We start from the raw sequence: 24317 nt of genomic DNA, 5'->3' as shown, positions 1-24317 counted from the left end.
AAATGCGTTTGCACAAGTTTTAGTCGTGATTGGAACATGCCCCTGCACCCAAACCCCGTGGAAAGTCACCGGGTTGGACTCCAGGTCAACCCCGTTCTCGGCGCATTCGCTATCCAACCGTCAGAAAACGATTTCGCAAGCCCAAAGCGAACAACAAAAAGTCTGCTTAATCTCTGACTACTTTGATTTTGCCGTCTCTCTCAATTCCTGCATAGAGTTGGGTCGTTCTCGCCTGCCGTTAGTCTAAACTTCAGTTCGCTAGATCCTGCCCGCTACTAGCGAGGTATCTCGCAGCGAGGCACTTCATAGCGAAGCACTTCATAGTTAGCACTTCATAGTTACTTCATAGCTACACTTCATAGCTATCGGTGACGAACATAGCTATCGGTGACGAATATACTCGTACACACCCAGGTAGGCTGCGCCTGGATCTTTCCACGAGTAATCGTAGGCCATGCCTTGCAGCACCAGTTTCTCAAACTCTTCGGGATAGTAGCGCCATAGCCCAATCGCCCGATCCATCGCCGACTCTAGCGCCTGAAAATCGGTATGTTGAAAGACATAGCCATTGCGCTTTTCGGGCGGGTGGTTTTCGTCGTAGTCGCGGTCAAACACTGTGTTGACCAGTCCGCCTACGCCCCGCACAATGGGCACTGTGCCATACTTCAGTCCAATCATCTGCGTCAGCCCGCAGGGCTCAAAGTTGCTGGGCACCACGATCATGTCTGCCCCGGCATAGATCAGATGGGAGAGTTCTTCGTTAAACCCAAGCTCTAGGTGAGCATCTGGGTTGCTGTAAAGAAAGTTCTTTTCGTGCCAGAACCAGTCGTTGATACCGCGCTCAGTGGCAGACCCCAGCAGCACAAACTGGACACCCCGCAGCAGCGCATGATAAATCGCATGGTGAACCAGATGCACGCCCTTTTGCTCATCTAGCCGACCAATATAGCAGATGAGGGGCTTTTCGGGATCATGGCGCAGACCCAGGCGATCGCGCAGTGCTTTTTTATTCTTAACCTTGTTCTCTAGCGTTTCGGCGGTGTATTTTGCCGGAATGTATTTGTCAATTTCTGGGTTCCAAATGTCGTAATCTACCCCGTTGAGGATGCCACTAAACTTGTAGCTGTGGGTGTGCAGCGTGTGCCCCAGGCCATAGCCCTCGCTGCCATAGTGAGCTTCCCAGGCATGGTGAGGCGAAACCGTGTTGACGTGATTGGCGTAGACGATGCCGCCCTTCATAAAGTTGAGGACGAAAGGATTGAAGTTATCTTGCAGGCGATCGTACTGAAAGTAATAGGCCTCGTTGTTCAGTCCCGTCGCCCAGAGGATATCCACGCCGCCGATGCCTTGGTGCTTAAAGTTGTGGATAGTGAACAGCACGCGCTGATTGGCCATGCCATGCCACTTGTAAATCTCGTACAGCAAAACTGGCACAAGCCCAGTCTGCCAATCGTGACAGTGAATCACGTCGGGGCGCTTGTTGGTGCGGAGCAGAAATTCCAGCGCTGCCTTGCTAAAGAAAGCAAAGCGCATGTTGTCATCTGATGCGCCGTAGTAAATACCCCGGTTGAAAAAATTATCCTGGGATTTGGGCTGAATGAAGAAGCAGAGACGACCATGCACCCAGCCGCAAAACACGTCGCACTTGATCGCTGCGCCATACCAGGGCACCGACAAATCTCGATAGGCCTCGTGCAGCCCCCAGATGTGGTCGTACCTCATGCAGTCATACATGGGCAGGATGATTTCGACCGTGTTGCCGCGAATCTCTAGCTCTCGGCTCAGCCCATAGACCACATCGCCCAGCCCCCCGGCTTTGATCACTGGTGCACACTCAGAGGCAACTTGCACAATATACATGGACGGCTCCTTGCTGAAGGGAAACTGGCTAATGGCTAGGTTGGAAGCTGGGTTGGAAGGCCCTTAGACACGCTCTGAGAAACATTCTAAAAAGCACTTTAAAAGCACTTTCAGAAGAGACAAATCAAGAGAGTGCAGTTTAGCTGACGCTTCACGTGCAATGCTTCACAAAAGTATAAAACCATATTTTGGGGGACTCGTGGGTAGTCTGGGGCGATCGCCCTCAAGAGATCTTCTCAAAGCCAGACTCGACCGTCAGCCTGACTTCTCTTTTTGAGCAGAGTCCCGCCAGAAAACCTTTGATCGCTTTTGTAACCAAGACTTTTGTAATGCAGGGTGTAATGCAAGGCAGATGCGGTCAGACGCACGCTCGCCCATCAGGAATGAAGCGGAGGAGACAGACTACAGACGAGCAGCAGCAGCCCGAACAGATCGGCATTCATGTTGGGTAAAGCGCGACGGGACGGGCGGGGACAGGCCGCCCGTTCCAAATCTTGCTCAGCGGCATGGGCTAGCTCAGTGGCCACACGGGCAGCATAGGGGCGAATAAACGACCAAATCAGCGGCGACAGCCAGCCCTTGAGCGTGACAGAGTAGGAGACTCGTGTGCCGCAGAGCGTAGACTCGACGCGATAGGTGACTCGCTCCTCTATCCCTGGCAGCGCCAGAATGCGAACGCTCAGCAGCTCACGGGGCGACACCCGCTCGACAAAAATCCGAATCGGAATCGGCAAAAACAGGCGCGAAACTGCCTGATAAATCAGCCCTGGCTTGGGGATGAGTCCTTTGGGGACGTTGGTGCGGGCGATTAGCGGATGCCAGGAAACATCAGCCAGGTTAATGACTCGCTGCCAGAGGGCATCCACCGAAGCAGAGCTAATGGCCTGATAGGTTTCCACGAGGGGCTGCACCCATTCTTCCGCGCCACGGCGTGAATGCCGACCCCAAAAATCCAACATTTTTCGTCTCCTCGAACACCGAGTCGTTGATCAAATCAAACCAATTTTCGGACTAAATTCTGACCTCATCCAGGGGCTCGCTTCGCGCTAAGCCAGCCTCTAAAAATTTACGAATTCAACGGGGTTCTGGTTTTATCCGCTATTTTTAGTTTTATACCAGGGTTTATTCATAGCTTTATGTAGTCCTGATCCATTCTAAGGGCCTGCTTTTCGTTTCGTTGGTTAAGCCTGGTTTACAAAGAAGGTGAGAGAGAATTCTGGTAGGCTGCAACCAGCCAGAAACGGGACTCAAGGCAGCGCTATGAGGAAAAATGGGGCGTTGGCTAGGACAGGAGATTGTCGCTGGCTGTAGCTGGCCAGTAACCCGTGAGCAGCCTACCCGTAGTCCACCAGCGCTAGAGTAAAAAAGGTAATCAACTTTAGAAATTTTTAGAAATAGCAATGCAGCAGGCTAAGCGGAAAGGCACGCAGGGGGCAGGTCAGCGGAACCGTTGGTTAGAGATTCGACGGCTGGTTGTCGGATGGCTGGTCATCGGATGCTGGATGGGGGCGATCGCGCTGATGCCGCAAGGGGCGATCGCCGGGCCCGTTGATCCCTATGTCGCAAGATTTCTAGATGCCTCCGAGCCAGTGGAGTTGCCGCTCGATGCAGACGCCACCCAGCCGTTTTCGGCAATCGACCTAACCGCAGGCAAGCGCCTGTTTGAAGAAAACTGCAAAAACTGCCACGTCGGTGGTTCGACCCTGCCCAACCCGACCGTGCCGCTGTCGCTATCAGCGCTAAAAGGCGCAACTCCGCCCCGCGATACCATTAACAGCCTGGTGGCATTTCTGCGATCCCCTACAACCTACGACGGCTCCGAAGAAGCGCTGGAGTGTCGTCGCGTTTCGGAAGACTGGATGAACCAGGCGCAGGTCGAAAAGCTATCGGCCTTCATTCTGCGATCGGCCCAGAAAGCACCTGGCTGGGGCACGGCTGATTTCTAAACGTTAGCCCAGGTTTTAACTAACCAAGCCGAATGCCTGACAGAAATGGGCAACTAGAGATGAGCTTGTCGTTACACGCTATCACTACTCATCAAACGAGTATGCATCAAAAGAGTATGCATCAAACGAGCATGGAGGGATTCGAACCCCCGACCCTCAGAACCGGAATCTGATGCTCTATCCACTGAGCTACATGCCCTCGGCTTCCCCTCGGCTTCCTAGCGAACTCTTAAAGTGAACTCCTAAGCAGACTCTTAGAATAGTAAACTCTAGAGCGATCGCCAATCACCACTCAGAGAGTATAGCACTTTAAACCTGGAACTGGAGACATGCCCTACAAGCTGCTGTTTGTTTGCCTTGGCAACATTTGCCGATCGCCCTCTGCGGAAAACATTATGAACCTGCTGATCCGACAAAACGGGCTAGACGGGCAGATTATTTGCGACTCGGCGGGTACGGGCGCATGGCACGTCGGCAGCCCGCCCGATCGCCGCATGAACGCCGCTGCTCAGGCGAAGCTGGGCATTACGCTAGAGGGAACCGCCCGCCAGTTTCATCCCGACGATTTTGAGGAGTTTGACCTGATCCTGGCAATGGACAAAGAGAATTACGAAAATATTCTGCGCCTCGACCGCAGCGGGCAATATCGCCACAAGGTGAAGCTAATGTGCGACTATTGCCAAACCTATGGCGATCGCGAAGTGCCCGACCCCTACTACGGCGGGACGGAGGGGTTTAACTATGTGATTGACCTGCTGATGGATGCCTGTGGCGGGTTATTGGCAGCGTTGAGGCGTGATGGCGTAATCGGGTAAGGCAGGGGTTGGGGATAGGAGTTTAGTCAACTGTTGGCTGAAGCGGCAGCGTGACCGTGAATTGAACCTGTCCATTGCCGCAGTCTAGCTCTAGCGTACCTTGCAGGCACATGACCAGCTTTTTCACGAGCGCCAGCCCTAGCCCAGTGCCGCCATATTTCCAGGGGTCGTTATTGGGGATGCGGTAGAACTTTTCAAAAATGCGATCGCGCTCGATGAGCGGAATTTCCGTGCCAGTGTTAGTAACGCGGATCTGGAGAGTTGGAGCGCTGGAGTAAGCAAGTATTTTTCTCTTCCCTCTTCCCTCTTCTCTCTTCCTTCTTCCTTCTTCCTTCTTCTCTCTTCCCTCCTCCTGCGCTTGAACCCCCGATTCCAGACTCGTTACCTCGACCCAAATTTCGCCCTCCGCAGGGGTGTACTTGCAGGCATTGGTCAGCAGTTCTGTAACCACGCGCTCCAGCTTAGCCAGGTCGGTGATCAAGGGTGGGAGGTTAGCTGCGTCCAGGCGAATTTGTAGAGATTGCTGGTGATTGCGGGCACGTTCCTCAAACGGGCGCAGCAGTGGTATTAGCCAGCTGGCCAGGTTGATTGTGGTGAGATGCAGCGCATCTGCGCCCGCGTCGAGCCGCGACAGGTCAAGTAGGTCGTTGATCAGACTGATTTCGCGCTGCGACTCTTCCCGCAGGATTTTGAAGTAGCGGTTGACCCGGTTTGGCTCTGGCTCTGTGGTGCTGTCCAAAATGCCCGCCTGCCGGAGGGTTAACTCTAGCATTTGAATGGCCATTTTGATATTGGACATGGGCGTTCGCAGTTCGTGGGAGACGGTGCTGAGGAAGTCGTCTTTGAGTTGGTTGAGTCTTTCTAGTTCTCGCACCTGAGCTTGGGCAGCTTGAAACAGCCGGGCCTGGCGGAGGGCGATCGCACACTGGTTGGCCACCTGCTGCGCCATCCGCAAGTCCTGTTCGCCAAAGGCATAGAAGGCGTGGTTGATCATCCACAAGTCGCCCAGCACGCCCTGGTCGTCCATAATGGGCGTTGCCAGCATGGACACGCGCCCGCGCACCGGGTTGGGCACAAGAGAGCAGAATTGTAGACTCTGCCCGTTGAGCAATGGGCCGTAGATCTCTGGGAAGGCCGCTAGATCGGCGGTGCGTCCTTGGTAGGGGGAGACGGTGGTGGTGTACTCGTAGCGAACCGTCGAGGTGCCCCCTTCCAGGTCATAGAGGGCGGCATTGCAGCAGCTAATCTCGGTGGCGATCGCCAATTCCTGCACTGCCGTTTGCAAAATCTGATCTTCGTCGAGGCTGTCGCGCACCTTGTCGGTAATGCGTTTGAGCGTCGCTTCAAAGTTCGACGCTAGCCGCAGTTCGGCCGTGCGGGCCTGAATCTGCCGCTCTAGATCAACATTTAGGCGCTGCACCTGCTGATAGAGTTCCGATTGGGCAATGGCCAGCTCTAACTGGCCCGCAAGTTGGGTAATCAGGTCAGTTTCCCACTTCTGCCAGGTGCGATCGCCCAAACACTGATGCACCACCAGCCAGCCCCACAGCGTATCTTGCTGCATCATCGGCACGACCAGCATGGCGCGAACGCCCAGCCGTCGCAAAACGCTGCGAGAATGCTCTGAAAGCGATTCCGCCTCTAGGTTATCCAGGCTGTAGACCCAGCCCGCGTTGCTAGTCGGGCGATCGGCTATAGGAAAGATGCTCTCTGGCGGCGGATGCCCCGCAATCGGTGGACACCCTGCGGCGATCGCATCTACGATGATGCTGCCTGTGCCATTTTCAAACAGGCGGTAGATCAGCACCCGATCTGCCTGAAAGATCTGTAGAACCTGATCTACAGCCGTATTCAGGATGTCTTTCAAATCCAAAGACTGACTCAGCATCCGGGCAAAGTGGGTGGCTTGTTTGGAAACCAGCGCCATCTGCTGCTCGACCAGGGACGTTGGCTGGGCGGTAGAGTCTGTTTGCTTTTGGTGGGTAATATCAGTCAAAAGGCCCAACCGCTGCCAGGGCAGTCCATCGAGCGTGCGAGACAACAGGCGATCGCGCGATCGCAGCCAGCGCCACTCGCCGTTGCTCTGCCGCAGGCGAAATTCCACCTCATGCTCATCGCTCGACTCGCCCAACATCTGAGCCAGATACGTCTGCACCCGTGCCCAGTCCTCTGAATGAACCCGTGCAGAGAGGGCGGCGATACTAGGCGACTGTAGTCCCTCCAGGCAATCCCCCAGCACTGCCGCCGTCCGATCGTTCATCAGCATGAGGCGGTGCGCCACCCGGTCATAGACATAAACTAGGTCAGAAATCAGCGTGAGCAGCGGTTGAATGAACGGCGGCAGCGCATCTGAGAAATCCGCCGGGCTGCTAGCTTTCAGACTGCTAGCTTCCAGGCTGCTAATTTCCAGGCTGTCAAACTTGAGCAGGGGTTGAGCGATCGCGGACGATGAGGCAGCGGAACCATCGCTCGGTGGCGCAGGAGAAGAGTGCGATCGCGCATGACTGTTGCTCAAATGGGAACCGCCTGACAAAGATTTGGACCCGGTGCAGTGTCTATTCTCGCAGTTCCGTTCAGAATTCTCCGCCGACGGACAAGAAGATGCCGGAGCAGGGCGCTCGAAAAGGGGCGCATTGTCCGACAGCGATTCCTCCGAGTTGGATTGGGGCGGGGTCTTTTTCGACCGAGATTTTAGGCTCATGGGCGGGCTTCCTGACAAGCAATGCGGCTTGCCGCTGATCAAGTGATCAAGACACCGAATTTGCCTAATCCATCGAATCAAAACGAACACAAGGGCATGAGGGGTTCAACAGTCTCCCACGACACATCCTCAATCTGCCCTACGGCAGGCGTTGTCTCTGCGCTCAGTCATTCTTGCAGCTAATCTATCAATTAACTTTTGTGCTAAGCACCTATAATTTTTGTGATAGGCACCTAGGCTGTGAACCCCTGAGGCAAGATGGGCGATCGCCCTTTTAGGTTTTGCTTCGGAAAGTTAGGTTACTTCACGGCTCCAAACGGATGGCTTTGCACCTGATTCAACTCGTGTACAAACTCAAGCGAGTGGTTTTAAGATGCCCACAATCTGGGACAGTCTCACGGTTCTTTCAAAATTCTTGAACTGCTTAAATTCCCTAAGTTGCGAATCCATAGCGCACCCGATGCCCCAAAAAATCACCAGGATAAACCCCAGAAAAAAACAGAAGGTGCATAGACTTAGGCCTGGCTAAAATTCAAACCCAGCCAAACTCTCCTCCGGACTAAAAATCAAACCTTGGGCACTTTTGCGGTCGTAAATTCGTCTTGCAGAACCAAGCTCTAATAGTCCGGTTCTGCGAGTCAAGTTTTCTCAATTTTTTTTCTCAAATCTTCATGTATCAATTTTCAGCCCCAGCGTTGATCCAAACTCAGCAGGCCGCGATTTCCGCAATGATTGGTCACCTCATTTTTCACGTTTCCACCTATGCTCCTTAAACCGGGAAGATTTTGCAAAATCTGCGAATTTTCTCTCAAATAAGCCCTTTCCGAAATCGTAGTACCATAAGCTGTATCGCTTATGAGTAAACCGTTGTAGAGCTTGGCGATCGCCCCTCACGTCTCGCCCCCTCGTCTATTAATCGATATCATCCCCGGCATCATTCACCCCCCGATTACCTGCTCCAAATCATCTGTAAGAGATCCTGTAAAACAAAGGTCACACCGCTATGGAATCCCTCGCCTATCTCCACACTGCCCTCCTCTACGAAAGCACCGAGCCAGCGCCCGAATTGCGCGACCTGAGCGAGCTGCTGCCCTCGCCGACCAGCGCAGCGTGGCTCTCGGCGCAGGTCTTGGCAGCGGCTCTGGTCGTCAGCACGGCGGGGTCTGCGATGGCCGCCACGGGCACTGTGCAGACCAATGGCAACCCGCTGAACGTCCGCAGCACACCGGGCGGGCCCGTAGTCAGCAGCTTGCCCAACGGCGCACGGGTCGAGCTAACGGGTCGCCGCAGCGGCAACTATCTGGAGTTGGCCAACGGCACCTGGGTTTCCGCCGACTGGGTTGCGGTGGGCAATACCAGCCCGACCCAGCCCCCCAGCGGTACCGACCGAGCAGTGGGCTTTGTGAATACTTCGGGAGAGCCGCTGAATGTCCGCAGTGCGCCTGGCGGAGCAATTGTAGGCACGCTGCCCAACGGCACGCGAGTCGAACTGACGGGTCGTTCCAGCAACGGCTTTTTGGAACGCACCAATAGCACCTGGGTCGATGGCCGCTACATTACCTACAGCCAGCCGCCCGTCACGACTCCTCCACCCAGCCCCACCCCCAACCCCGGTGTGGGCGCAGGCAGTAGCACCGCCTTTGTGCGAACCAACGGTAGCCCGCTGAATGTGCGAAATGCCCCCGGCGGCGCAGTCATCGGGTCGATTGCCAATGGTAGCCGGGTGGAACTGACGGGCCGCCGCAGCGGCGAATGGGTCGAGCGCACCAACGGCACCTGGATTTCGAGCAATTGGATTACGACCAATCCGGGGACTACGCCCCAACCCCCCACGCCACAGCCGCCGATTGGGGGTGACCGGAGCACCAAGTTTGTCGCAACCAACGGCAGCCCGCTAAATGTCCGCAATGCGCCCGGTGGCACAGTCATCGGGGCGCTGGCCAACGGCAGCCGGGTCGAACTGACGGGTCGCCGCAGCGGCGAATGGGTCGAGCGCACCAATGGTACCTGGGTATCCGATAACTGGCTGGTCAATGACCCCTCTGGGAATGTAGGCGGCGATATTTCCTTTGGACGAGTCCGCACCAACGGCAGCCCGCTGAATGTCCGCAGTAGCCCTGGCGGGCCGGTCGTAGGCACGATTCCCAATGGCAGTCGGGTGGCGCTGACGGGGCGACGCAGCGGTAGCTGGGTGCAGCTAGAGCGGTTTGGCGAGTGGGTGTCGGGCGATTGGATTGTGATGGAATAGCCTCGATTAATTTTGGATTTTAGATTGGCGATTTTAGATTGCCAGTCTAAAACCAGTCTCAAAAATCCAGTTGCAAAATTAGTGCTAGGCGGCGCAAATCCACTCGACGGCGGCGGCCAGATTTTCGGCCACGTGGTCGGGCTGGGTCTGGTGCTGATAGGCTCCCGATAGGACGCGATCGCCATAGCCCGTTTGCACCAGGATGCCTTTGCACCCAGCGTTGTGGGCCAGATCTACGTCCGTCGCCTTGTCGCCCACCATAAAGCTGCGGCGAATGTCCAGATTATGCTCCCAGGCGGCGGCGACGAGCATTCCCGTGTTGGGCTTGCGCCAGGCCGTCCAGCGGGCAAATTCTGCCACCGTGCCGCCTTCGGGCGGGCTGAGGTCGGGGCAATAGTAAATTGCGTCGAGCCGTGCGCCCGCTTCTTTATGTAGCAGACGGCAGAGGCGTTCGTGCAAGTTATCGACGTGCGATCGCGGATAGTAGCCCCGCGCGGGGCCCGACTGGTTGGACACTAGACAGCAGAACAGACCGCGATCGTTCAGCCGCCGCACCGCCTGCGCTACGCCGGGAATCAGGTTTAGATTTTCCAGTTCGTAAATGTAGCCTGCTTCGATATTCAGCACGCCGTCGCGGTCGAGAAACACGGCCGGGCGACCGTTTTGCAGATCGGGCTGGGGATGCTGCTGCGAATTCTGCTGTGGGTTTTGCTGTGAATTCTGATCCGAGTTCATGGCGCTTGCTCTCCGTTGCTAAAGTCCCCATGCTAAAGGCCCCAAAACCGAATGCGATCGCCCAGCCAGCCCGTTTCCCTGAGCCGCAGGACGGTCTGATTTACCCGCTGCCGCAGGCTTTGATAGCGATGTCCCCTCGGCATGGCGATCGCCAGCGGTTCCCCCGACAGCCGCTCTGGTAAGACCTGATAATTGGGGTTGCCCTGGGCCCAGCCGATGAGCACGCTGGCATCGGCGGCAAAGGCGGCGACCTGGCCAGATTCCATCAGCGTCAGCGCATCCTGGTAGGATCTCACGCCGACGAGCTGCGCCTGGGGCAAGCGCGATCGCACGACGGCGATGGTGCTGGAGTTTTCCAGAACGGCGATCGCCCGCCGACGCAGGTGAGCGGTGCGCTGGATCGTGCTGTCGCGGGTAATCAGCGCCGTTCCGTCCAAGTAGTAGGTTTCGCTAAAGTCCACCAGCCGCGCCCGCGAAGCCGTCAACGTCATGCGGGCGATGACGACATCTACCTCATCTGCCAGCAGCGCCGCCAGCCGCTCTTGATTGCTCACAGGGCGCAGTTCCACCGCGTCTGGGCGACCCAACAGCTCGGCGGCAAGCTGTCGCGCCAGGTCGATTTCCAGCCCTTGCAGCGTGCCTGACGGGTCCTGAAAGCCCAGCGGCGGCAGGTTGTCTTTCACCGCCACAATCAAGTAGCCGCGCCGCCGAATTGTATCCAGGTCTGCCGCATGAACGAACGGGGGCACAGCACCCTGCACCCCCGCCCAGATTCCTAAGATCAAACCCGCAACTCGCAGCTTGATCAAGCGTCTACCTAGCCCTTTGCCTTGCTTGCCACTTCGATCACTTTGCCAAAGCCCGCCGGATCGAGAATCGCCATCTGCGCCAGCATCTTGCGGTTGATCTCGATGTTGGCTTTGTGCAGGCTGCCGATGAGCTGGCTATAGCTCATGCCGTGCTGACGGGCGGCGGCGTTGATGCGGGTGATCCAGAGGCGGCGAAAATCGCGCTTCCGCTTGCGGCGATCGCGGTAGGCGTTCCGCAGCGCCTTCATCACCTGCTGGTTTGCAGTGCGAAACAGGGTGGAGTGCGACCCCCGGAAGCCCTTGGCAAGCTTCAAAATCTTTTTCCGACGCTTGCGCGCCACGTTTCCGCGTTTTACACGAGTCATAAGTTCAGTCCCTACACTTGGTTAAAAGTTGAGTCGGTCATCGGGCAGTCGCAGGCGGTAGGTAATGCCAGGCCGTGCGCCCAACCCTTTGAAAAGCAGCAGATGCCGAAAAGCAGAAGAAGCACTTTTATAAAGCTTATAAAGCGCATAGAAATGCATAAAGCACATAGAAATGCGCTCTACCTGCGAGGTTGTCCCTACAGGTAAGGCATCATCAGTTCTACGTTTTCTGCGTCGCGCTCATGCACGTCGGCCTTTTGTCCGAGGCGGCGTTTGCGGGCGGCAGTCTTGTGCTGCAACAGGTGGTTGCGATAGGCCTTGCGGCGGCGAATCTTGCCGCTGCCAGTGCGCTCAAAGCGCTTAGCAGCCGCTTTCCGAGTTTTTAGCTTGGGCATGGTCGTCCTGCCATAAATTTCACACAGTCTACAATTCTACATGGCAAGGCTGCTTGGCGGCAATCTTGTAGGAATGCCTTAATCAGGGCTACTACACCACTAGACGTTGCTTCCTGTACACCTCCAAATACACCTATACACTGCTTGCAACATCACAAAGTCTTGTCCACCAAAACTGAAATTCGGCAATACGCTACGCTATTGACTAGGTGGGCTAAGCAATTCGTAAAATTCGTGCTGCTTCCGCCTCAAAACTTCGTAGCGACTGTGTGACCTATGAGCCAGACCGTTACCCCGCCTCAACCTAACCTGGAAAGCTTGCGTCCAAATGGAGGCACAGCGGCGATCGCCCCTGCCTCTTCCCCGCTCAGCGACTTCCTGCAAGAAACGACCGCGTTGACCAAGCGCCTGTTTATCCAGCTCCAGCGCCGCCCGACGACCCTAATTGCTGGATTGATTCAGCCCGTCATGTGGCTGGTGCTGTTTGGGGCGCTGTTTCAAAATGTGCCGCCGGGCCTGTTTGGCGGCAGCGAAAACTATGGGCAGTTTCTCGGCGCGGGCGTGATGGTGTTCACTGCCTTTGGCGGGGCGCTGAATGCAGGCTTGCCCGTCATGTTTGACCGAGAGTTTGGCTTTCTCAATCGGCTGCTGGTGGCTCCGCTGGTGTCGCGGTTTTCCATCGTCGCCGCCTCGGCCATCTTCATCACCACGCTAAGCGTGCTGCAAACGGCGGTAATCGTCGCCATGAGCGCGTTTCTGGGTGCGGGCTTTCCTGGCGTAGGCGGGCTGGCGCTGGTGGCGGCGATTATCTTGCTGCTGGTAGTGGCGGTGACAGCGATCAGCCTGGGACTGGCCTTTGCGCTGCCGGGGCACATTGAGCTGATTGCGGTGATTTTTGTGACCAACCTGCCTTTGCTGTTTGCCAGCACCGCCCTCGCGCCGCTGAGCTTTATGCCGCGCTGGTTGCAGTGGGTGGCATCACTGAACCCGCTGAGTTACGCCATCGAGCCGATCCGCTATGTATATAACCACGCGGACTGGTCGCTGGGCAGCGTGGTCATGAATGCGCCCTTTGGCGACGTGACGATGGGCGGAGCGCTGCTGGTGCTGGCGGGGTTTGGCGCGGTGGCGCTGGTGGGCGTGCGATCGCTCCTCAGCCGCAGCTTTGCCTGAGCAAGAGGCGGGTGGCGATGCTGCTAGTGCTGGTCAGGTTTGTTATGATGCCAGGGAGCATTTTCGCCAAGTGTTGCGTCTGAAGTACTCAGTTCTTGAAGTTTTGGTTCTAGAGATTTATCAGAAACCATCGAAGACCTATCACCCGCAGGTGTGAAATCTGGAGTAGCAAGTCATGAATTCATTCGTCACCCGCTTAGTTCGGCAAATTGCTCTGGGAACCACTAGCGCAGTCATTATGGTAGCTCTGGGGACAATTTCTGCGTCTGCCCAGTCTACTGCTAGCGATCTCGTTACGCCGTCGCAGAATGAAAGCCGAGATCTGTTTTCAGACCGCAACGACAACCCGATGAGCGGCATTCACGACTTGATTCATCAGCTCAACTACGGCTCTATTCGCTCTCCAGAAGAGTTTCGTCGCCAGCAGCAGCAAAATATCAACTCCGCGGCTGAGCAATTTCGGGCGCGCCAGCGAGCCATTTTGGAACAGCAGCAGCAACAAGCCCAGCCAGACGCTCTGCCCCCCGCCCCCGCAGCCAGCGAAACGCCAGTTCCTTAGTTGCGGTCTGTGCCCTGCTGAGAATCCCGTTCGCTAGTTTCCCAACTCCAGTCACAGAAGCTTTAAAGCAGGTCAATCGCGTGTGAAAGTTCTGTAGGGGTGAGTCCGGCAGGCTTTTAGGCGAAGAGAAAACTGAGAATATGAAACTATCCTGATGCACGGACGCAGCTTTGATACAGCCGTGTAGGGGTGATTTACGTATTCTCTGGCGTTTCAACCTCGCCGTTTATCGCCCATTATTGCAATCCTGCTATGGCTCGCGCTGACGTGCTGGCACGGGGGGTGAACCTGGCCAACTGGTTTTGGTATCCCGATCGGTCAGACCCCAACCCCTACGGCAAAAAAGACTTTGCGCTGATGCGGCAGATGGGCGTGACCTATGTGCGGATTCCCATCGACTTTTCGGTGCTATATAGCGACACCACGCCCGATCGCCTGAATCGCAAAGCGCTGACTCGGCTGAATCGGGCGATCGCCCAGGCACAGTCGCAAAAACTGGGCGTAGTCGTCGATTTGCACAGCACGCCGCTGATCGACGGCAGCCAGAACAACTATTCTGCAAGTCTGGAAAATCCGCAATTTCGGCGGATGTTTACGGCGTTTTGGCGATCGCTCGCCGCCCATTTGCACAAGACGACGAATCCTGAGCTGACGTTCATCCAGCCGATGAACGAACCCGTCTTTCGCGACAATCCCAAAGCCTGGGAGCCAATTCAGCAAGCCCTTTTTCGCAGCATCCGCGAGGTCGCGCCCCGGCACACGCTGATTGCCGTTAGCGCATTCTGGCAAAACATTTCAACGCTCGTGCAGTTGCAGCCGCTGCCCGATGCCAGCGTCGTTTACGATTTTCACTTTTACGAACCGTTTATTTTTACCCATCAGGGCGCACCCTGGATCGGCGACAGCTTTGAGAGCAAGCTGCGGAACGTGCCGTACCCTGCCAATGTTGAAAATGTGCGCCCGATCGCCCAGCAGGTAAGCGATCCAGCGGCGCGGGCAGCAATTTTGGACTATGGGCAGCAGCAGTGGGATATTAACAAACTGCGATCGCGCATTGGCGAAGCGGCGCAGTGGGCCCGGCAAAACGGCGTGACGCTCATTTGCACCGAGTTTGGCGTGTATGCCGCGAATTCCTCTGCCCTGGATCGCACGCGCTGGATGCGAGACACGCGCACCGTGCTGGAGGAATTTGGCATTGGCTGGGCCTCGTGGGGCTATGTAGACAGCAACTTTGGCTTTGCCGAATGGCAGGGCAATCAGCCGATTCTCGATCGAGAAATTGTCAAAGCGCTGGGTCTGCGACTGCCGCCGCGTCTGGCAAAAACGGACGTGCTGCTGGGCACGCGGCTGGGCAACGTGCTGGTGGGCGACTTTCGCAGCAACCGGCTGGACGGGCGCGGCGGCAACGACATCCTCAACGGCGTGGGCGACAGCAGCGGGCGCAACAGCGTGGATGTGCTGATTGGGGGAACCGGGCGCGATCGCTTTTTATTGGGCGATGCCACGACGGTTTTTTACGACGACGGCAAGCCCGACCAGCCGGGACTGAGAGACTACGCGCTGATCAAAGACTTCAGACCTGGTGAAGACATGATTCAAATCCACGGCAACCGTAGCCAATATCTGCTGGGCGCGTCGCCGATTCGCCGGATTCGGGGCACGGGCATCTTTTTGGACACCGACAGAAACAGTGTGCTGAATCGCCAGGACGAGTTAATTGGTATTGTGGAGGGAACGCAACGGCTCAATCTGGGAGCCAGCTATTTCAGCTATACCGGAACAGGATGACAACAGTTCCCCACGTTTCGCAAGTTTTCATTTATCCAATCAAGTCACTGGATGGCGTGGGCATTCAGTCTGTTGATGTGCTGAGTAGCGGCGCGTTGAAGGGCGATCGCCAGTTTGCCCTGTTCGACCAGGCGGGACAGGTTGTAAACGGCAAACGACACGCAAAAATACACGCTCTCCGGGCCGAGTTTGACATCGCAGCGAACACTGTTTCATTCCGCATTTCGGATGCCGCATCGAACGGAAATATCACGCCCAGCACCTTCCCGCTTGAACCGGAGCAGAAGGAGCTAGAGGCATGGCTGAGTGAATACTTTGGCTTTCCGGTTTACCTCCGACAAAACCTGGAGATAGGCTTTCCAGACGATACGCAGTCGCCGGGCCCAACGATTGTGAGTCTGGCCACGCTGGAGGCGATCGCCACTTGGTATCCCCACTTAACCGTAGACGAGGTTCGCGCCCGCTTCCGTACCAATATTGAAGTTGCCGGTGTGCCCGCCTTCTGGGAAGATCGGCTCTTTGCCGAGGAAGATCGCACTGTAGCGTTTCAAATTGGCAACGTCCGGCTACTGGGCGTGAACCCATGCCAGCGCTGCATCGTGCCCACACGCAATTCCAAAACGGGCGTTGCCGATCCGGGCTTTCAAAAAACCTTTGTGGCAAAGCGGCAAGAAACGCTGCCAGCCTGGGCCGAGCGATCGCGCTTCAACCATTTCTATCGGCTGACTGTCAACACCCGACTTGCGGAGCCTCCCGTTGCGGGCGCTCTCTCCACCGGAGATCCGGTTTTGCTGGAGTGAAGTTCTGCCTGAATCGCCGCCAACCCTCCCTGGTTCTAGTGGCTCCCCGCCAAAGTTCTACTCCTAGACAGAGATAGAGGCCAGAGCATTGAGGGCATCTTAATAATTAAGAAATACTTAAATTCTGAAAATATTTCGTCTGAGAATATTTCGCCTGAGAATATTTCGTCTGAGAATATTTCGTCTGAGAATATTTCGTCTGAAAACATTGCGCTTGTTTTGGGCCTGTCCAGCGCTGGACAAAGGCAATAGAAACTGTTGCTGAGCCAAAATTCCCGCCTTGCCTACTTCTTCGCCGTACATGAAATCCTACTTCCAGGCTAAAGTCTCCTCGCTCCGGACTCCCAGTGCTTCTCCGCTCGCGCCAAAGGTTTCGTCCACTCGTCCAACTCGCTGCCGTCGGGGGATTCCCCTGAAACTCATGCTGGTGTTGCCCTTTGCGCTACAAACCTGCGGTGCTGGACTGCTCATCGGCTACATTGCCTTTAGAAACGAGCGACAGGCGGTCAGCAACCTGGTGGCGCAAGTGGCCGATCAGGTCAGTCAGCGCGTCGATACTCAGCTCAGCGATTATCTGTCTACCCCGATGCGGCTGGTGCAGATTAATGCGGGGGCGATCGCCAACGGTGAGATCCGGCTAGACGATCCTGCTGCCATTGGACGCTACTTTTGGCGGCAGGCGAGGGCCTTCCCAACCATTGCCTACACTGGCTTTGCCCGTCCCGATGGCAGCGAACTTGGGGCGCGGCGCTTGGCGCAGGGACTGGGTCTGCTGCTCTACGAAAACCGTCCCCCGGAACCTGCGGCTTATTACACTGTGGATCTTCAGGGCAACCGCGCCACGCGGCTGCAACAGGAGCAAAACAACCCGCCAGAAGCCTCCTGGTATCCAGAGGCGATCGCCGCTGGAAAGCCCATCTGGAGCGAAATCGAAGCTGTAGAAAATCTAGCCCTCCAGCTTACCCCAACGGGCCAAACTCTCAAGCCCCAGAGCAGTGCCCAACCTGGCGAGACGGGCTATTACCTGGCGGCTGGTGTGGCAGCACCTGTCTATGATGCCAACCGTAATTTGCTGGGAGTGGCCCATATCGATCTGAAGCTGACCGGAATTAGCGACTTCCTCAAAAGTATCCAGGCCAGTCCATCAGGTCAAATCTTTTTGATGGAGCGAAACGGCCTGATGGTTGGCAGTTCCAGCCAGTCTCCCATGCTGTCAAATGGCGACCAGGCACTCCAGCGATTTAACAGCTTAAACAGTCCCGATCCCTTAATTCGGGCCGTGAGCCAGGCCATTCAGTCGCAATTTGGCAATCTGCACGCCATCCAGTCAGCAACCCAAATTGAAGTTGCTTACAACCAGCAGCGGCAGTTTGTCTACATCAAGCCCTGGCGCGATTCCTATGGACTCGATTGGCTGATGGTGATTGTGCTGCCAAAATCAGACTTCATGGCAGAAATCAATGCCGACACCCGACGCAACATCCTCCTGTGTGCCGTTGTGCTGGTCATTTCCCTAACGACGGGGCTATTGACTTCCCACTGGATTGCTCGCCCCATTGAGCGCCTCAATCAAGCCAGCCAGCGCATGGCCAGCGGAGAACTCACCTGCCAAATCGAAGCCACTAGCCCAATTCGAGAGTTTACAGCGCTGGGCGAGTCGTTTAACCACATGACCACGCAAATTGCCCTTTTGTTTGCCAACCTAGAACACGCCAACGCAGAACTAGAGCAGATTAATTCTGATCTGGAAAGTCGGGTAGAGGAGCGCACCGCAGTACTCAAGCAAACGTTGGAGGAGTTGGAGCAAACACAGGCACAGGTGGTGCAAAGCGAAAAGATGTCTAGCCTGGGGCAGTTGGTGGCTGGCGTAGCGCATGAGATCAATAATCCAGTAAATTTTATCCACGGCAACCTGTCGCCGCTCAAAGAATCGGTTAGCGACCTGCTAGATCTGATTCAGCTTTACCAGCGGCATTATCCAGCGCCACCCCGCGAAATTCAAGAAACCTCCGACGCAATCGACCTGGAATTTTTGCAGCAGGATTTACCCAAGTTGCTCAATTCTTTGCGGGCGGGCACGGATCGGATTCGGCAGATTGTCCTGTCTTTGCGGAATTTTGCCCGCATGGATGAGGCTGAGTTCAAAGCGGTGGATCTCCACGAGGGTATTGACAGCACGCTGTTGATTTTGGAGCATCGCCTTAAGGCGAAGGGAGCTCGACCCGCCATCCAGGTGATCAAGCAGTATGCAGACCTGCCAGAGGTGGAGTGTTATCCAGGTTCCTTGAATCAGGTCTTGATGAATATTCTGGCGAACGCCATTGATGCCTTGGAAGCGAGGGACGCAGAGCGGACGACGGAAGCAATTCAGCAAGACCCCAGCAAGATTGAAATTTCTACGGCGCTGGTCGATGCTGAGTGGGTGGAAATTGCGATCGCCGACAATGGGGGCGGCATTCCTCAGGAGGTTCAGCGTCAAATCTTTGACCCATTTTTCACGACCAAGCCCGTGGGCAAAGGAACCGGGATGGGCCTGTCGATTAGCTATCAGATCATTGTCGAAAAGCACCGGGGCACGCTGGAGTGTTTCTCGACTCCGGGGGAAGGCTCGCGCTTCGTAATTCGCATTCCTCGTTCTCAGCAAAGCCCTGAACTGAACGGATCGGCAGGGATGCTGCAAACCGAGCCAATGGCGGGATAAGGAAGAATGGCGGCTGCCCAATAATTCTTGCGTCTATAATTCTTGCGTCTATATGAATTCTTGCGTCTATGTGCCAGATGCCAGACTACCTGCCCAACGACAACAGGGGGTAGAAATGCCCGACGGGCCCCTGCCCGTGCCCGATGCGGAGGGAGTGCTGGAGCGCGTGGGTGACGTAATTCTTTGCGTGCTGCACGGCAGCAAACAGGTCATGACCAAGGGCCAGATTTGCGGCGATCGCCGCCGATAGGGTGCAGCCTGTGCCGTGGGTGTCAGCGGTGTGGACGGTCTGCGTTTGTAACACCGCCAGCCGCGTCTCATCCGCAAACACATCCACACCGCGCAACTCGCCCGTCATGCCGCCGCCCTTCACCACCACTGCACCGGGCTGGTGCGTCTGCAAGATGCGCTCGGCGGCCTGCTTCATATCCTCCAGCGTGTGAATTTCCAGGTCGGCCAGAATTTGCGCTTCGTAGCGGTTGGGCGTGATCAGGCGGGCCTTGGGCAAGAGGTCGGTGCAGAGGAGGGCGATCGCCTCGTCGGCAATCAACTGCGCCCCTGTGCGAGACACCATTACCGGATCAACCACCAGATTGGGCAGCGGCAGTTCCTCCGCCTGCTGCGCCACGGCGGCAATAATCTCGCGGTTTAGCAGCATCCCCGTCTTCACCGCCTGCACGCCAATATCGACCACTACTGCGGCAATTTGGGCAACCACAGCCGCCGGAGGCAGCGCGTCTAACCGCGTCACGCCCTGCGTATTCTGGGCTGTGATGCAGGTCAGGGCGCTAGTGCCGTGGACTTTGTGGAATGCGAAGGTTCGCAGATCAGCCTGAATGCCCGCGCCGCCGCCGCTGTCGGAGCCAGCAATCGTCAGGGCAATGGGGATGGAGAAATCGGGAACTGTAGACATTCGAGAAGTGAGTCGAAGACGATCGGGAGGAACTGTAGGAGCAATAGGAGCAAATTGCTGGGGCAACCTCTGTCACCTCACTGCCCCGCGACTTTCTCGCCTCATCCCATCATCTCATTCTCTCCCGCACCCTGCGATAGATTCAGCATCGAACCAGCACCCGCGCTGCTGCCTGGTTTACACAGCAGATTGCAAATTTATCGACCCAACTGCCTGCTCAAGATTCCTCCTAAAAAGATCCCTCATAAAATGGGAGAAATCGAGTTTTAATCCCTATGCCTGCGGACTTTCCTGATCCTTCTGCTAACCGCGCCTCCGACAGTTCCCCCTCAGACAGTTCTCCCTTAGACAGTTCCCTAGAAAGTGCCATCCCGCTCCACGCTGATCCCGATGTCATTTGGGTGGTCACAGAAGCGCCCGCATCTCCCAGCGCCCAAACCGACGGGCAGCGCGGTGGTTGGGGCAGCAATCCCTTTGGCGAACCTGGCTTTGCAGGACGCACCCAGCGCACGCCCGTTTCCACAGACGCGCTGGAGCAAAATATGTCGAGCTTCTTGTCGCGCATGGGGCGGGTGCTGAGTCGGGCCCGCCAGAGCGCAACGGAGGTGGCAGGCATGGAGCTAGAGGAAATTGTGTTGTCGGTGGAGGTGAGCGGCGAGGGTCAGGTGAATCTGCTGGGCACGGGTGGGCGACTGGGCACAAGCGGCGGTATCACGCTGACCTTTCGAGCAAAGCCCTCTGCCTGAGATTTACCGGACTTGGCTGAATCGGTCGGGTTTGGATCAGGCGGACGAAGGGCGATCGCCCCAATCATCCCGCTAAATTGCACGCCAATCAAAACTGCGTCCAAAAATTTCTGGAATCTCTAAGATTCGCTATGTTATCTACAAGGGGCCTTGCGACAAGTTTGAATCCCGGAAGCAGCCATCAGAGATCAGAAAGTGGGGCTATTTGGGGCTGATTTGCGGCTGATTTGCGGCTTCATTGGCGGGCGTATCCTGAGTTTCGATTTTTGCTTTTGACTCAATTTGCTTTGTTTTTTCTCTAGTCTTTCAAGGTTCTCCAGAGTCCGCCTTTCCCCGGCTCATCCTCTTTATAACTGCGTTGCTCTGTCAGGAACGTCAACGTGACTCAATCGCCGCCGCCGCCCACCCCACCCAAAACCTTGCTGACCACGATTACCCGGGCAGTGCAGCAAGCCAGGGTGAACTTTTCTCGGCTGAAACTGAAGCCCAATGCGCGAGTGCCCGAACTGTGGGTGCAAGACCCAGAGAGCGGCAGCCCCGATCCTGAAACCTATCCGCTGCTGGGCGATCGCTACCTGTTGGGGCGCAGTTCTCGCTCCTGCGACATCGTGGTGCGAAACCCGGTCGTCAGCCAGATGCATCTGTCCCTGACCCGCGACAGCCGCCGGGGAAAGTATGCCTTCGTACTGAAGGACGAAAACTCCACCAACGGCATCTATCGGGGCAAGCGACGGCTGACGAAAATTCCCCTGCGGCATGGCGATGTGTTTACGCTGGGGCCGCCGGATCTGGCCTCTGCGGTGCGGATTCAGTATGTCGATCCGCCGCCTGTCTACGTCAAAGCAGCCCGCTACGGCATGTATGGCTTTACTGGGCTGACGGCGCTGACGGCGCTGTGGATTGGGCTGGAGTGGCAGAAGTTTTCGGTGCGTCCATTGCCTGCCTCGGTGCAGGGGCCAGTCATGGTGATGGCCCGCGATGGCGCAACGCCGCTTACGCCGACCCGGGCCCGGGCCCACACCACGGGCGATCGCCTCTCTGACTTTTCGCGCTACCTGCCCGACGCGCTTATTGCTTCCGAAGATAGCCGCTATTACTGGCATTTGGGCATCGACCCAATTGGCATCCTGCGGGCCCTGGTCACCAACATCCTCGGCGGCGGCATTCGCGAAGGCGGCAGCACCCTCACCCAGCAGCTTGCCCGCAATATCTTTCGGGATTACGTCGGCACGTCCGATTCCGCCGGACGCAAGCTGCGGGAAGCCGTCGTCGCCCTCAAGCTGGAGACATTCTACAGCAAAGACTTTTTAATGCTGGAATATCTCAACCGGGTCTATCTGGGCAACGGCATCTACGGCTTTGAAGATGCTGCTCAATACTATTTCGGCAAGCCTGCTAAAGAACTGACGCTTTCGGAAGCAGCAACGCTAGTGGGGATCTTGCCCGCGCCCAACAGCTTTAACCCAGTGCAGGATTATGAAACAGCGGTGCAATTGCGCGATCGCGTCATCAACCGCATGGCCGCCCAGGGCAAAATTAGCTTAGAAGAGGCAGAACGGGCCCGGCGATCGCGCATCGAAATCAACCCCGAAACCCTGGAAGAACTCCGCAGCAGCATTGCGCCCTACTTTACCAGCTACGTCTTCAGCGAACTAGAAGAACTCCTGGGCAGCCAGTTGGCCCAAGAAGGCAACTTTGTGGTCGAAAGCAGCCTCGATCCGGGCTATCAGCGCGAAGCCGAACGGCTCCTCCGCAGCACGGTTGAATCCGTTGGCGCAGGCTCCGGCTTTTCCCAGGGCGCACTGGTCACGCTGGATAGCCGCACGGGCGAAGTGCTGGCGCTGGTGGGCGGCGTAGACTTTCAAGAGAGCCAGTTCAACCGAGCCACTCAAGCCCTGCGACAGCCGGGGTCTACCTTCAAAGTCTTTGCCTACACCGCTGCTCTAGAACAGGGCATCTCACCCTACACCGCCTTTTCTTGCGAACCAATGACCTGGCAGGGGCAATCCTTTCGCGGCTGCGAACGCACCAGCAGCGGCAGTGCGGATATGTATACGGGCATGGCGCTGTCAGAAAATGTGATCGCGCTGCGGGTGGGGCGCGAGGCTGGGCTGAATAACATCGTGGAGACGGCCCGCCGCATGGGCATCACCTCGCCGCTGAATCCTGTGCCTGGCCTGGTGCTGGGGCAGAGCGAAGTGACGCTGCTAGAGCTAACTGGGGCCTACGCTGTGCTGGCGAATCAGGGCGTTCGCAATCGCCCCCACGCAGTTCGGCGCATTCTAGACAGCAGCGATTGCACTGATCCCAACGATGTGCAAAGTTGCCGCGTGATTTACGATGCCAGCAAAACGCCCCAGGCGAATACAGCCGTGCTGCCTGCCGACATTGCCCGCACCATGACCGACCTGCTGCAAGGCGTGGTGTCCAACGGCACGGGTCGTGCAGCCTATCTGGGACTGGGCGAAGCGGGGAAAACGGGCACAAACAACGACAACCGCGACCTCTGGTTTGTGGGCTATGTGCCCAGTCGCCAGATCACCACCGGAATTTGGTTTGGCAACGACGACAACTCGCCCACCGGGGGCAGCAGCGGTCAGGCCGCCCAGCTTTGGGGTGACTATATGGGGCGGATTATTCAATAAGGCAGGCATCGAGGCCGCCTGCTGGGGGCAGAAAGCTGGATATTCTGGTAATGGAGACCAGCGAGGACGCAGCTATGACAGAGCAAGGGCAGGGGAGCGCATCGGGAATGCCTGAGACGCTTACGATCGCCGTGGTGGGAGATGTGCATGACCAGTGGGACGCGCAGGATGAGCGGGCGCTGCGGCGGATGGGGGTGGATCTGGTGCTGCTGGTGGGGGATTTTGGCAACGAGGCGGTGGGCATTGTGCGGGCGATCGCCGCGATGTCGATTCCCAAGGCCGTTATCCTCGGCAACCATGATGCCTGGTACACTGCCACCGACTGGGGCCGCAGCAAGCGCCCCTACGATCCTAAGGTAGAAGACCGCGTGCAGCAGCAGCTAGACCTGCTGGGCGAAACCCATGTGGGCTACAGCTATTTGGACTTTCCTGCGCTGGGGCTATCGGTCGTCGGCGGGCGACCCTTTAGCTGGGGCGGCTCCCAGTGGAAAAATGAAGATTTCTATGCCAGCCGCTACGGGGTTCGCAGTTTCCAGGAATCTACCGAGCGCATTGTTGCTGCGGCGCAGGCTGCGGCCCATAACACTATTCTGTTCATTGGTCACTGTGGACCTCTGGGATTGGGCAGCGCCCCAGAAGATCCCTGCGGCAAAGACTGGAAACCCATCGGCGGCGACCACGGCGATCCGGATCTGGCAGCGGCGATCGCCCGCACCCGCGCCCTGGGCAAATCCGTTCCCCTGGTCGCCTTTGGGCACATGCACCACTCCCTGCGCCACACCAAAACCCAGCTTCGCCGCCCGCTGCATATCGACCCCGCTGGAACGGTTTACCTCAATGCCGCCTGTGTGCCCCGCATTGTGTCTATTGAAGAAGATTGCCTGCGAAACTTTTCTCTCGTCACGCTGCGGCAGGGCAAAGTCTTTCAGGCATCGCTGGTCTGGCTCAATCAAGATTGCGCGATTCACTCCAAACAGGTGTTTTATCAGCAAAACGCGCCCGCCATCGAAGAACGAGAAGAATCGGAGGCGATCGCCTGACGGCCCAAACCCCGCTCACCTGGCCCCTCAAGAGAAAGATTTCAGCCCTGAAACCGGACTCCTGAACCCTGATTTTCA

Annotated in this window: 19 protein-coding genes and 1 tRNA gene; 11 read left to right on the top strand and 9 right to left on the bottom strand. The window is 56.8% G+C overall.

Translation table 11 applies throughout. The annotated features are described in order from the left end of the window. Window positions 1-381: 381 nt before the first annotated feature. Window positions 382-1824: a glycogen synthase GlgA gene (gene glgA / locus O77CONTIG1_RS09795; RefSeq protein WP_317134237.1), complete on the bottom strand. Its 1443-nt coding sequence runs from the start codon at window positions 1822-1824 to the stop codon at window positions 382-384. Between the two features lie 413 nt (window positions 1825-2237). Continuing rightward, entirely contained in the window at window positions 2238-2819 is a 582-nt protein-coding gene (locus O77CONTIG1_RS09790; RefSeq protein WP_084782459.1) for an SRPBCC family protein, read from the bottom strand. Between the two features lie 441 nt (window positions 2820-3260). Here O77CONTIG1_RS09790 and psbV2 point away from each other — a divergent pair, with 441 nt between their 5' ends. After that, window positions 3261-3806 carry a photosystem II cytochrome PsbV2 gene (psbV2, locus tag O77CONTIG1_RS09785; RefSeq protein WP_084782457.1) on the top strand — a complete coding sequence of 182 codons (546 nt, stop codon included), beginning with the start codon at window positions 3261-3263 and terminating at the stop codon, window positions 3804-3806. A 126-nt stretch (window positions 3807-3932) separates the two neighbouring features. Here psbV2 and O77CONTIG1_RS09780 read toward each other — a convergent pair. Continuing rightward, window positions 3933-4005: transfer RNA gene (locus O77CONTIG1_RS09780), tRNA-Arg, on the bottom strand. Window positions 4006-4135: 130 nt separating this feature from the next. Here O77CONTIG1_RS09780 and O77CONTIG1_RS09775 point away from each other — a divergent pair. Beyond that, window positions 4136-4621 (top strand): low molecular weight protein-tyrosine-phosphatase, encoded by a 486-nt coding sequence (locus tag O77CONTIG1_RS09775; protein ID WP_068510172.1) that lies wholly within the window; start codon window positions 4136-4138, stop codon window positions 4619-4621. Window positions 4622-4643: 22 nt separating this feature from the next. On the opposite strand, the gene O77CONTIG1_RS09770 is transcribed toward O77CONTIG1_RS09775, so the two are convergent. Further along, window positions 4644-7322: a GAF domain-containing protein gene (locus tag O77CONTIG1_RS09770; RefSeq protein ID WP_084782455.1), complete on the bottom strand. Its 2679-nt coding sequence runs from the start codon at window positions 7320-7322 to the stop codon at window positions 4644-4646. Window positions 7323-8325: 1003 nt separating this feature from the next. Between O77CONTIG1_RS09770 and O77CONTIG1_RS09760 the strand changes: the two genes are divergently transcribed. Further along, window positions 8326-9570 (top strand): SH3 domain-containing protein, encoded by a 1245-nt coding sequence (locus O77CONTIG1_RS09760; protein WP_068510166.1) that lies wholly within the window; start codon window positions 8326-8328, stop codon window positions 9568-9570. Window positions 9571-9654: 84 nt separating this feature from the next. On the opposite strand, the gene O77CONTIG1_RS09755 is transcribed toward O77CONTIG1_RS09760, so the two are convergent. From O77CONTIG1_RS09755 to rpmI, 4 genes are all read right to left on the bottom strand, one after another. Beyond that, window positions 9655-10305, bottom strand: a complete 651-nt coding sequence (locus tag O77CONTIG1_RS09755) for a D-glycero-alpha-D-manno-heptose-1,7-bisphosphate 7-phosphatase (protein ID WP_084782453.1) — start codon at window positions 10303-10305, stop codon at window positions 9655-9657. 32 nt (window positions 10306-10337) lie between these two features. Beyond that, window positions 10338-11054: a transporter substrate-binding domain-containing protein gene (locus O77CONTIG1_RS09750; protein ID WP_225894732.1), complete on the bottom strand. Its 717-nt coding sequence runs from the start codon at window positions 11052-11054 to the stop codon at window positions 10338-10340. 68 nt (window positions 11055-11122) lie between these two features. Next, window positions 11123-11479, bottom strand: coding sequence for a 50S ribosomal protein L20 (gene rplT / locus O77CONTIG1_RS09745; protein ID WP_068510159.1), 357 nt, complete (start codon window positions 11477-11479; stop codon window positions 11123-11125). Window positions 11480-11676: 197 nt separating this feature from the next. Then, window positions 11677-11874, bottom strand: a complete 198-nt coding sequence (rpmI, locus tag O77CONTIG1_RS09740; RefSeq protein ID WP_068510157.1) for a 50S ribosomal protein L35 — start codon at window positions 11872-11874, stop codon at window positions 11677-11679. Between the two features lie 276 nt (window positions 11875-12150). On the opposite strand from rpmI, the gene O77CONTIG1_RS09735 reads away from it, so the two are divergent. The 5 genes from O77CONTIG1_RS09735 to O77CONTIG1_RS09715 all read left to right on the top strand — a co-directional run bounded on the left by O77CONTIG1_RS09735 (window position 12151) and on the right by O77CONTIG1_RS09715 (window position 18895). Next, the gene (locus O77CONTIG1_RS09735; RefSeq protein WP_068510154.1) at window positions 12151-13047 is read left to right on the top strand and encodes an ABC transporter permease; all 897 of its coding nucleotides are present in this window, start codon (window positions 12151-12153) and stop codon (window positions 13045-13047) included. Between the two features lie 175 nt (window positions 13048-13222). After that, complete coding sequence (locus O77CONTIG1_RS09730) at window positions 13223-13606, top strand: hypothetical protein (protein WP_068510152.1); 384 nt, start codon at window positions 13223-13225, stop codon at window positions 13604-13606. A 252-nt stretch (window positions 13607-13858) separates the two neighbouring features. Then, the gene (locus O77CONTIG1_RS09725) at window positions 13859-15394 is read left to right on the top strand and encodes a cellulase family glycosylhydrolase (protein WP_068510150.1); all 1536 of its coding nucleotides are present in this window, start codon (window positions 13859-13861) and stop codon (window positions 15392-15394) included. Continuing rightward, on the top strand, window positions 15391-16194 hold the full coding sequence (locus tag O77CONTIG1_RS09720; RefSeq protein ID WP_068510148.1) for an MOSC domain-containing protein: 804 nt from the start codon (window positions 15391-15393) through the stop codon (window positions 16192-16194). Before O77CONTIG1_RS09725 ends, O77CONTIG1_RS09720 begins: the two co-directional genes overlap by 4 nt. Before the next feature lie 421 nt (window positions 16195-16615). After that, a complete protein-coding gene (locus O77CONTIG1_RS09715; protein WP_197673360.1) occupies window positions 16616-18895 on the top strand; it encodes an ATP-binding protein in 2280 nt (759 codons plus the stop codon). Window positions 18896-18980: 85 nt separating this feature from the next. Here O77CONTIG1_RS09715 and thiD read toward each other — a convergent pair whose 3' ends face one another. Continuing rightward, a complete protein-coding gene (gene thiD / locus O77CONTIG1_RS09710; RefSeq protein WP_068510146.1) occupies window positions 18981-19808 on the bottom strand; it encodes a bifunctional hydroxymethylpyrimidine kinase/phosphomethylpyrimidine kinase in 828 nt (275 codons plus the stop codon). 275 nt (window positions 19809-20083) lie between these two features. On the opposite strand from thiD, the gene O77CONTIG1_RS09705 reads away from it, so the two are divergent. The 3 genes from O77CONTIG1_RS09705 to O77CONTIG1_RS09695 all read left to right on the top strand — a co-directional run bounded on the left by O77CONTIG1_RS09705 (window position 20084) and on the right by O77CONTIG1_RS09695 (window position 24239). Then, window positions 20084-20554: a hypothetical protein gene (locus O77CONTIG1_RS09705; RefSeq protein ID WP_068510144.1), complete on the top strand. Its 471-nt coding sequence runs from the start codon at window positions 20084-20086 to the stop codon at window positions 20552-20554. A 380-nt stretch (window positions 20555-20934) separates the two neighbouring features. Then, window positions 20935-23199 (top strand): PBP1A family penicillin-binding protein, encoded by a 2265-nt coding sequence (locus O77CONTIG1_RS09700; protein WP_068510142.1) that lies wholly within the window; start codon window positions 20935-20937, stop codon window positions 23197-23199. 74 nt (window positions 23200-23273) lie between these two features. Continuing rightward, entirely contained in the window at window positions 23274-24239 is a 966-nt protein-coding gene (locus O77CONTIG1_RS09695; RefSeq protein WP_068516332.1) for a TIGR04168 family protein, read from the top strand. The last annotated feature ends 78 nt before the right edge of the window (window positions 24240-24317 follow it).

Source organism: Leptolyngbya sp. O-77, from assembly GCF_001548395.1.
In the GTDB taxonomy this organism is placed as follows: domain Bacteria; phylum Cyanobacteriota; class Cyanobacteriia; order Elainellales; family Elainellaceae; genus Thermoleptolyngbya.
This window is presented reverse-complemented; position numbering and strand designations above follow the sequence as displayed.

Coding starts and splice junctions, on each gene's coding strand:
- O77CONTIG1_RS09790 (WP_084782459.1), bottom strand. CDS start 2,819: ATGTTGGATTTTTGGGGTCGGCATTCACGCCGTGGCGCGGAAGAATGG.
- psbV2 (WP_084782457.1), top strand. CDS start 3,261: ATGCAGCAGGCTAAGCGGAAAGGCACGCAGGGGGCAGGTCAGCGGAAC.
- O77CONTIG1_RS09775 (WP_068510172.1), top strand. CDS start 4,136: ATGCCCTACAAGCTGCTGTTTGTTTGCCTTGGCAACATTTGCCGATCG.
- O77CONTIG1_RS09770 (WP_084782455.1), bottom strand. CDS start 7,322: ATGAGCCTAAAATCTCGGTCGAAAAAGACCCCGCCCCAATCCAACTCG.
- O77CONTIG1_RS09760 (WP_068510166.1), top strand. CDS start 8,326: ATGGAATCCCTCGCCTATCTCCACACTGCCCTCCTCTACGAAAGCACC.
- O77CONTIG1_RS09755 (WP_084782453.1), bottom strand. CDS start 10,305: ATGAACTCGGATCAGAATTCACAGCAAAACCCACAGCAGAATTCGCAG.
- rplT (WP_068510159.1), bottom strand. CDS start 11,479: ATGACTCGTGTAAAACGCGGAAACGTGGCGCGCAAGCGTCGGAAAAAG.
- rpmI (WP_068510157.1), bottom strand. CDS start 11,874: ATGCCCAAGCTAAAAACTCGGAAAGCGGCTGCTAAGCGCTTTGAGCGC.
- O77CONTIG1_RS09735 (WP_068510154.1), top strand. CDS start 12,151: ATGAGCCAGACCGTTACCCCGCCTCAACCTAACCTGGAAAGCTTGCGT.
- O77CONTIG1_RS09730 (WP_068510152.1), top strand. CDS start 13,223: ATGAATTCATTCGTCACCCGCTTAGTTCGGCAAATTGCTCTGGGAACC.
- O77CONTIG1_RS09725 (WP_068510150.1), top strand. CDS start 13,859: ATGGCTCGCGCTGACGTGCTGGCACGGGGGGTGAACCTGGCCAACTGG.
- O77CONTIG1_RS09720 (WP_068510148.1), top strand. CDS start 15,391: ATGACAACAGTTCCCCACGTTTCGCAAGTTTTCATTTATCCAATCAAG.
- O77CONTIG1_RS09715 (WP_197673360.1), top strand. CDS start 16,616: ATGCTGGTGTTGCCCTTTGCGCTACAAACCTGCGGTGCTGGACTGCTC.
- thiD (WP_068510146.1), bottom strand. CDS start 19,808: ATGTCTACAGTTCCCGATTTCTCCATCCCCATTGCCCTGACGATTGCT.
- O77CONTIG1_RS09705 (WP_068510144.1), top strand. CDS start 20,084: ATGCCTGCGGACTTTCCTGATCCTTCTGCTAACCGCGCCTCCGACAGT.
- O77CONTIG1_RS09695 (WP_068516332.1), top strand. CDS start 23,274: ATGACAGAGCAAGGGCAGGGGAGCGCATCGGGAATGCCTGAGACGCTT.